The 7,720-nt window shown below is 45.5% G+C and carries 6 protein-coding genes; 1 reads left to right on the top strand and 5 read right to left on the bottom strand.

Annotated elements, in window-relative coordinates:
• Nucleotides 1-175: 175 nt before the first annotated feature.
• The 5 genes from F6K20_RS15975 to F6K20_RS15955 all read right to left on the bottom strand — a co-directional run bounded on the left by F6K20_RS15975 (nucleotide 176) and on the right by F6K20_RS15955 (nucleotide 3,771).
• Nucleotides 176-1,072, bottom strand: a complete 897-nt coding sequence (locus F6K20_RS15975; protein ID WP_287267256.1) for a carboxypeptidase-like regulatory domain-containing protein — start codon at nucleotides 1,070-1,072, stop codon at nucleotides 176-178.
• 563 nt (nucleotides 1,073-1,635) lie between these two features.
• Nucleotides 1,636-1,911, bottom strand: a complete 276-nt coding sequence (locus F6K20_RS15970; protein ID WP_287267253.1) for an IS1/IS1595 family N-terminal zinc-binding domain-containing protein — start codon at nucleotides 1,909-1,911, stop codon at nucleotides 1,636-1,638.
• Between the two features lie 187 nt (nucleotides 1,912-2,098).
• Complete coding sequence (locus F6K20_RS15965; protein WP_193374717.1) at nucleotides 2,099-2,845, bottom strand: F0F1 ATP synthase subunit B; 747 nt, start codon at nucleotides 2,843-2,845, stop codon at nucleotides 2,099-2,101.
• A complete protein-coding gene (coaD, locus tag F6K20_RS15960; protein ID WP_008188166.1) occupies nucleotides 2,752-3,306 on the bottom strand; it encodes a pantetheine-phosphate adenylyltransferase in 555 nt (184 codons plus the stop codon). The genes F6K20_RS15965 and coaD overlap by 94 nt, the downstream gene beginning before the upstream one ends.
• Nucleotides 3,307-3,537: 231 nt before the next feature.
• A complete protein-coding gene (locus tag F6K20_RS15955; protein ID WP_229414700.1) occupies nucleotides 3,538-3,771 on the bottom strand; it encodes a hypothetical protein in 234 nt (77 codons plus the stop codon).
• Here F6K20_RS15955 and smc point away from each other — a divergent pair.
• Nucleotides 3,668-7,597 (top strand): chromosome segregation protein SMC, encoded by a 3,930-nt coding sequence (smc, locus tag F6K20_RS15950; protein ID WP_287295283.1) that lies wholly within the window; start codon nucleotides 3,668-3,670, stop codon nucleotides 7,595-7,597. The genes F6K20_RS15955 and smc overlap by 104 nt on opposite strands.
• Nucleotides 7,598-7,720: the final 123 nt, after the last annotated feature.

Here is a 7,720-nt window from a genome sequence, read left to right as displayed (position 1 = left end):
CATGAGCGACTGCCGTGGTTTCCCCCATGAGCGACTGCCGTGGTTTCCCCCATGAGCGACTGCCGTGGTTTCCCCCATGAGCGACTGCCGTGGTTTCCCCCATGAGCGACTGCCGTGGTTTCCCCCACTCGCGCTTTGCATCAAGACAGGTGCGGACGCAGGTTCCGCACACAGCTTATTCTAGGGACAAAACCATGAACCGTCCAGAAGATTTTGAGGGGTTGGGTCTGTAAACGTAAGTTACTCCCTGAGCCATCTGCTCCTGGTATAGTATCTCTTCATGCCCGTCAAAATTAATGACCAGTGCATACCATGCATCTTCTTGTGGCAAATTGAACACAGCATAGCCCAACTCATCTGTCCTGGCCTGCCCTTGTCCGATCACCCGAACCGAAGCGTTGTGAACCGGATCGCCTTTTTGATCAAGGATCCGAACTCGGCTAGCTCTGTATTCATTGGGAGAGCTGGTAACAGCTGAGCTCATTCCTGTGGGGCGATCTGGGACTAGATCCACAATGTCTTGTTCATAGCCGTAACGTTTCGGCGTCATCCATTCTATACCATATTTGGCCTGTAAGTATTCCTCGGGTGGATTGGGAACGAGGAAAGTATCTCCAAGGAAGTCGATTGCTTTTAGCTGGGTTACCAGTCTGGCAGGAATCAGGACCCCAGGATGGTGCCTGATATAGTCTTTGATAATCTTATGGCACATCCAATCAATCCTGATGAATGACTTCATCATCGTGACGCCAATGCCGCTATCGTAGGGTTGAACTTCGGTGTAAAAGCCATGTTCCCTGAAGGCACGAACAACAGGCTCTATAACTTCCCTAGTGACTACGTGGATCCCCATCACAGAACCCAAATCCAAATCATCATCCCAGGGTATGAATCCATGTTCTCGGATCGCGCCAAGACAGGTACCTTGCTGCAGAAAGAAGGTCACACCAAATTGATCCAAAATTTGCTTGACTTCTTTAAGCACTGTTTTGGCAGTAACTGGGTCCATGGGTTTAAAGACTTTATATGAAAGTTCCAGAGAGGTTTTATCTGCTCCAAGGTTTTGTTGCACTATATCTTTCCAGTTTTTTCTTTGATTATCCTAAGAGGTTGTCTGAGAAGTCTCATTTGCTACATCCAAGCCCCCGTTGGTTCCCCGAGCGAGGGGGTCTTGGGGGGCAAAAGTCAGTATCAAAAAACTTTTCAGATATCGTCTAATATTGAAAATATAGAGTTACATTACCATGATTGGGCTAATTCCAAGTTATACGCTTACATTTCTTTACTTTGAATGAGAAGGATGACAGACTTCTACCTAACGGGGTTTGAGCTTAATGGCGGCAGCCCCGCGCCCTACCTGAAAGGTGGGCGTCTTGAAGTTACCGTAAGGAGAGTGGAGCCTTTACAGTTGGCAGGCTATGCAGAAAAAGTTTAAAACTCATTAATTAAGGGGCGTTGCTGAATCATGAAATGGTTTCACCTGAAAGGGGGATTTTATGATATTTTAAATAATAAATAAGAAGCCTAATTGATAATTCCAACATTGTCTTGATGCAAAGCGCGAGTGGGGGAAACAACGGCAGTTGATCATGGTTTGAATTTACCGTAAGACAGGCTCGCCTTAATCAATAAGTTTTACCCCTTTTCTGCATAGCCTACCAACCATAAAGGCTCAACGTAATCAGGTTTAGTCTCCGGGGGGAACCCCCGCGTGAAGGCACTGCCTCGCCATGACCGCGCTGCATCGCTTAGATACATTTTTAGGCACAGCAATTTAATCTTTTTATCGTAACCACGCTCACTTTTAACCTCTAGAAATTGTCGTCCACATTCCTTGCCTTTATATCTTTGTTTTCCTCTTTGATGACCATATTTATGAGTTTTATTGCTATGACATTTAGGGCATTTCATGGTTTTATTTTTATAAAACCATTTTTTGATTCAGCAACGCATTAAAACCGCACGTGACACATAAACTATCACGGCTCCTCCGTGGATGGTTTATGTGGCTGCTAGCTCTTTAAAAATCTTTAACAACCAATAAGGTTAACAACTTATAAATTAAATAGTTCTTATTTAATCCTTAATCCTTAATCGTTCATCCTTTTTTTGACTTCGATGGGATTTTAAGTGAGCGTGAACCCCCCTTACCATTGTCTTTCTTACTATTGTCTTTCTTACCATTGTCTTTTTTGCCAGAGTTTTGGGCTTTGACAGGACCATTGAGTTGCTGACGTCCGTTGCGAATTACTCTAAGCATGTCACTGAGGTGCTGCTCAATATTGTAGAGCACTCCGTCAGCGTAGGCATCTGCCCCATTTTGAATTTCCTCACACTCCGCTAGGGTCATTTGGCGCATTTGCTCCAGTTCCTGCTGGGCTTTGCGGCGCATCTGCTCAAGCTCCGATGCCGTTTGCTTGTGCATCGCCTCACACTCTTTTTGAACTTGTTGGCTGATTTGTTGGGCTTCGTGTTCCGCTTGCTGAATAATACCGAGTTCATCTAAGATCATTTCAGCACGCCGCTGAGCTGTCTCAATGATTTCTTGAGCATACTGTTCAGCTTGCTGGATAATTGCATCGTGTTCCTCAATGATTCTAGTAGCTTGTTGAAAAGCTAAGGGCAAATTTTCCCGCACCAAGTCGAGTTGAGCCAGCAACAGTTCTTCATCAATCAGGGTGCGCCGGGTAAAGGGTATGTGGGGGCTATCGAAGATTATGTCCTCGATATAGTTAAATTGCCCCTGAATATCTATGTCTCCTGATCCAGGATTAAAGGATTCAGTCGGGTTTGGGGGTTTGTTTTGCTCGGGTGGGTCGTACCGGGATGATTCTTGGCGTAACATCGGTATATATCTAAGGCAACCTGTTGGGGGACAAGATGATCGACGGAGCCGCCAAATTTGGCAATCTCTTTGACTACGCTACTACTCAAGAAACTATATTCGTTAGAGGTGGCGAGAAAAACCGTTTCGATTTCATCCCAGAGGGTATGATTGGTATGAGCCATCTGGAGTTCCTTCTCAAAGTCAGAAAGCACCCTTAACCCTCGCAACAGTACTTGAGCTTTCTTCAGTTTGGCATATTCCACAGTTAAACCAGTAAAACTGTCCACTTCCACATTAGGTAAGTGTTGGGTGCAAAGTTGAATCTGCTCGACTCGCTCAAGCACTGTAAACAAGGGAGATTTATTTGGATTGCGCAGCACCGTCACAATCACCTTATCAAAGAGTCTACAGCCACGCTGGATGATGTCAAGGTGTCCTAGGGTAATGGGATCGAAGCTGCCTGGATAGATTGCAATCACGACGCAAGTATTACCAATGGGTTCTCCGGTGATTATATAGCTTGTTTCACGGCCATGACATACTAAACTAATAGTTAAGCTATTAGTTGTTAACTCATTGGTGATTAGTCCCTAGTCATTCGTTATTGGTGATTAGTTTTTTTTGATATAGTATATAGCATTTTAATTGCAGCCCCACACTGTCCCCCCTCCATCCCCCATCCGTTCCACCTGTTAACCCATTTACATCTTTTAACCCATTCGTAGCGCCATCTGCCTATTGCCCATGCTACGCTGATCAGCAATGTGTTCACTACGCACACTCTGTGTGACGACCCGGTTAACCTCAACCGATGAAACGCCTATGGTACACATCAAGCGAGTGGAACTCTCGCGGTTCAAATCCTTCGGCGGCACCACAAAAATCCCCCTCCTGGAAGGATTTACCGTAATTTCTGGGCCAAACGGGTCAGGCAAATCCAACATCCTTGATGCTCTTCTATTTTGTCTTGGTATCGCCAGTTCCAAAGGAATGCGAGCTGAACGCCTTCCTGATTTAGTTAACCACAATAAAGAACATCGAGGCACTGTCGAAGCCAGTGTCACAGTTACCTTTGACTTATCTGACTTCAATAACTATGACGAGTTACAGCTTAAAGAGTTAGACGAACCGTTACAGGTTAGCAAGTTACAGGTTGTTCGCGAAGCGTGGCCGAAAGGCCAAGGTTCAGAAAATAACCTTCAACCCAATAACCTTCAACCCAATAACCTTCAACCAGATAACCTTCAACCGAATAACCTTCAACCAGATAACCTTCAACCCAATAACCTTCAACCCAATAACCTTCAACCAAATAACCTTCAACCAGATAACCTTCAACCCAATAACCTTCAACCCAATAACCTTCAACCAGATAACCTTCAACCCAATAACCTTCAACCCAATAACCTTCAACCCAATAACCTTCAACCGTCAACTGATCTAGAATGGAGTGTGACTCGACGGCTGCGAGTCACTAAACAAGGTAATTACAGTTCCCAGTACTATATCAATGGTGAACCCTGTACTGTTACTGCACTTCATGAACAACTCAATCGCTTGCGGGTTTACCCAGAAGGTTACAATGTTGTCCAGCAAGGAGACGTCACTAGCATTATTTCAATGAAATCCCGAGAAAGGCGGGAGATTATTGACGAATTAGCTGGAGTTGCTGCCTTTGACCGCAAAATTACCCAAACTAAACAAACCCTCGCCACTGTCAAAGAGCGAGAAGAACGCTGCCGAATTATTGAACAAGAACTGACGGCTCAACGCGATCGCTTAGCTGCTGACCGTGCAAAAGCCGAGAAATATCAAAAACTCCGTGCTGAACTCCAACAAAAGCAACAGTGGGAAATTGTTATAAAATGGCGATTGCTCCAGAAGCAAGTATCCCAACTCCAACAGCAGATTGATGCTGCTAATACGAAAAAAGCGCAGCTTATTGCTCAAATTACTAGCATTGAGGAACAAATCAACCAAACTACCACTGAACTTGACCAACTCAATGCTCGGGTCAAAGCCTTAGGAGAAGAAGAGCAAATTGCGATCGCATCCACCCTTGCCACTCAACAAGCTGAACAACGTCAATTACAAACCCGACAGCAGGAACTAACTGAGAACCTACAAAATGCCGCTGTCAATCTCCAACGTACACAAGAGACAATTCAACAAGTCGAGCAAACCCTGCAACAGTTGATCGCAGAAAAAAATGATCTAGAGACCTTGTCTAAAACCTCCTTACAAGTCGCACGGGATGAGGCCCAAGCTGCTCTCAACCAAAGCCGAGAACAAGCCAATGCGATCGCAGCCGCTAGTGATGCCTGGGTACAACAACAAACCACCCTCACCAAGCACATCGACACCCTACTCAAAACCATCAACCCCCAAAGGACAGAGCAAGCTCAACTCCAAGAGCGTCAGAATCAGCTAAATCGGCAAATCGAAGACCAAACCCAGCAACTGCAAACCTTAGAACCAGAAATCGCCACCAAGCAAACCCAAGCTGTGGCATTAGACACCCAATTAACCACTTATTCCCAACAAGTCCAGTCCCTCGCCCAATCCTTAGGGAATACCGAACAACAACTACAACTCCAACAACAAACCCAAACTCGCCTGCTGGGGGAACAACGGCAAAAACAACGGCAACTCGATAAACTAGAAGCCCAAGCCCAAGCTCAACAAGAAGCCCAAGGGACCTATGCTACTAAAGTTATCCTAGAAAGTAGTATACTAGGAGTGTGTGGATTAGTCGCCCAATTGGGTAGAGTTGAACCCCGCTATCAGCTAGCCCTAGAAATTGCCGCTGGCGCACGCCTCGGGAATTTAGTGGTAGAAGATGATAGGGTAGCAGCGGCTGGGATCGAACTCCTCAAACAAAAACGCGCGGGAAGAGCGACCTTCTTACCTCTGAACAAAATCCAACCTAGGCAATTTAGCGAAACGGTTGTGCTACGATATGCTAAGGGCTTTGTTGACTACGCCATTAGGCTAATTGATTGCGACCCCCGTTACCAAAAAGTCTTTGCCTATGTATTTGGGTCTACGGTAGTCTTTGAAACTCTCAATGATGCCCGTACCTACTTGGGTAAACACCGCATCGTTACCCTAGATGGGGAAATCTTGGAAATAAGCGGTGCCATGACTGGTGGTAGCAGCAGTCACCGTTCGGGATTGCACTTTGGTACCAGTGACACTATGGAGTCCTCTGAAATCCGTAGCTTGCGAACCCGATTAGCGGAAATTGAACAGGTTTTAAACCATTGTGAGGCATTGATTACTACCGAATCTGCTTCGGTGAAACAAATTACCCAGGAATTGACAGAAACTAGAGCAAAACACTCGGAAACCAAATTACGTTTGGAACAGTTACAAAGAGAGATTGAGCAATCTCAGACCAATCAAGCCCAAATGCGATCGCTTCTGGCTAAAAACAACCAAGAACTCTCCGCTGCTACTCAACGGCTAGAGACCATAGCGATAGAGTTACCCCAACAAGAATCCCAACTTGCCGACTTAAGGCAACAACTGGCTCAACTCGAAGAGTCTCAAACACATAACGAGTGGCAACAGATTCAGAACACCATTAAAACCCAAGAAGCTCAGTTGCGCGAGTGTGAACAAGCCTTGAGAAATACCGAGAAACAGCTACAACAGAAAGAGAATCAGCAGCAGCGCCTCAGGGATAAACTTACCGAAGGCCACCGCAAAATAGCAGACTATCAAACCCAAATCGAATCTTGGCAACAGCAGCAATCAGCAATTAACACTCAGTTAGAAACACTCACCAAGCAAATTACCGAAACGACAGTTGCCTTAAGCCAGTTAGAGGAGAAATTGGGGCAACAGAAACAAAAACGCGATCGCACCGAGCAACACCTACAGAGACTGCGCCAACAACACCAAGAAACCTCTTGGCAACAGCAAAAACTCCAAGAAACCCAGTCTGCTAGAGCAGAAAAACTTGCTAGTCTCCAAACTCAACTCCAAGACCAAGCTGCTGAATTACCAGACCCAATACCAGAAATACCTCAAATTGTCAAAAAAAATTCCCCCTCTAGTGATAAAAAAAGCTCAGAGGTAATTACCTTGGACTCCCTAGCTGCTCAACTAGAACAACTACAAAAGGAACTGCGCAACGGACAGAAACGTCTACAGGCTATGGAACCCGTGAATATGCTGGCCTTAGAAGAATATGACCGAACTCAAACTCGCCTCCAGGAACTGTCTGAGAAACTGGAAACCATAGCTGGTGAACGGACTGAACTGTTGCTAAGGATAGAAAACTTTACCACCTTGAGATACCGTGCTTTCAAAGAAGCCTTTGATGCAGTCAATGAAAATTTCCAAGCCATCTTTGCTGAACTCTCCGATGGGGATGGTTATTTACAACTCGATGATCCAGAGGACCCCTTTAGCGGTGGACTAAACCTGGTGGCGCACCCCAAAGGTAAACCGGTGCGGCGGCTAGCATCTATGTCAGGAGGAGAAAAATCCCTCACAGCCCTTAGCTTTATCTTTGCCCTACAACGCTACCGTCCCTCGCCATTTTATGCTTTTGATGAAGTCGATATGTTTTTGGACGGGGCAAATGTCCAGCGATTAGCTAAAATGATCAAACAACAGGCTAAACTTGCGCAATTTATTGTAGTAAGCTTACGCCGTCCTATGATTGAGTCTGCTCAACGCACCATTGGTGTTACCCAAGCCAGGGGAGCATACACTCAAGTCTTGGGTTTAAAACTATCACCCAAAAGTACGGTTAACTAGATAAAATCTCATTCATCAAATCCAGTATTATTGTAAGCATTAAGCCCAAGGCTGATCAGCTATAAGCCGTTCATGATTGATTTTGGAGAGAACCGACCCACGAACCCCTCGTCCGAAGGGCGA

This window comes from Moorena sp. SIO2C4 (assembly GCF_010672485.1).
In the GTDB taxonomy this organism is placed as follows: Bacteria; Cyanobacteriota; Cyanobacteriia; order Cyanobacteriales; family Coleofasciculaceae; genus Moorena; species Moorena producens.
The sequence above is the reverse complement of the archived record's forward strand: the minus strand, read 5'-3'. Positions and strand labels throughout refer to the sequence as shown.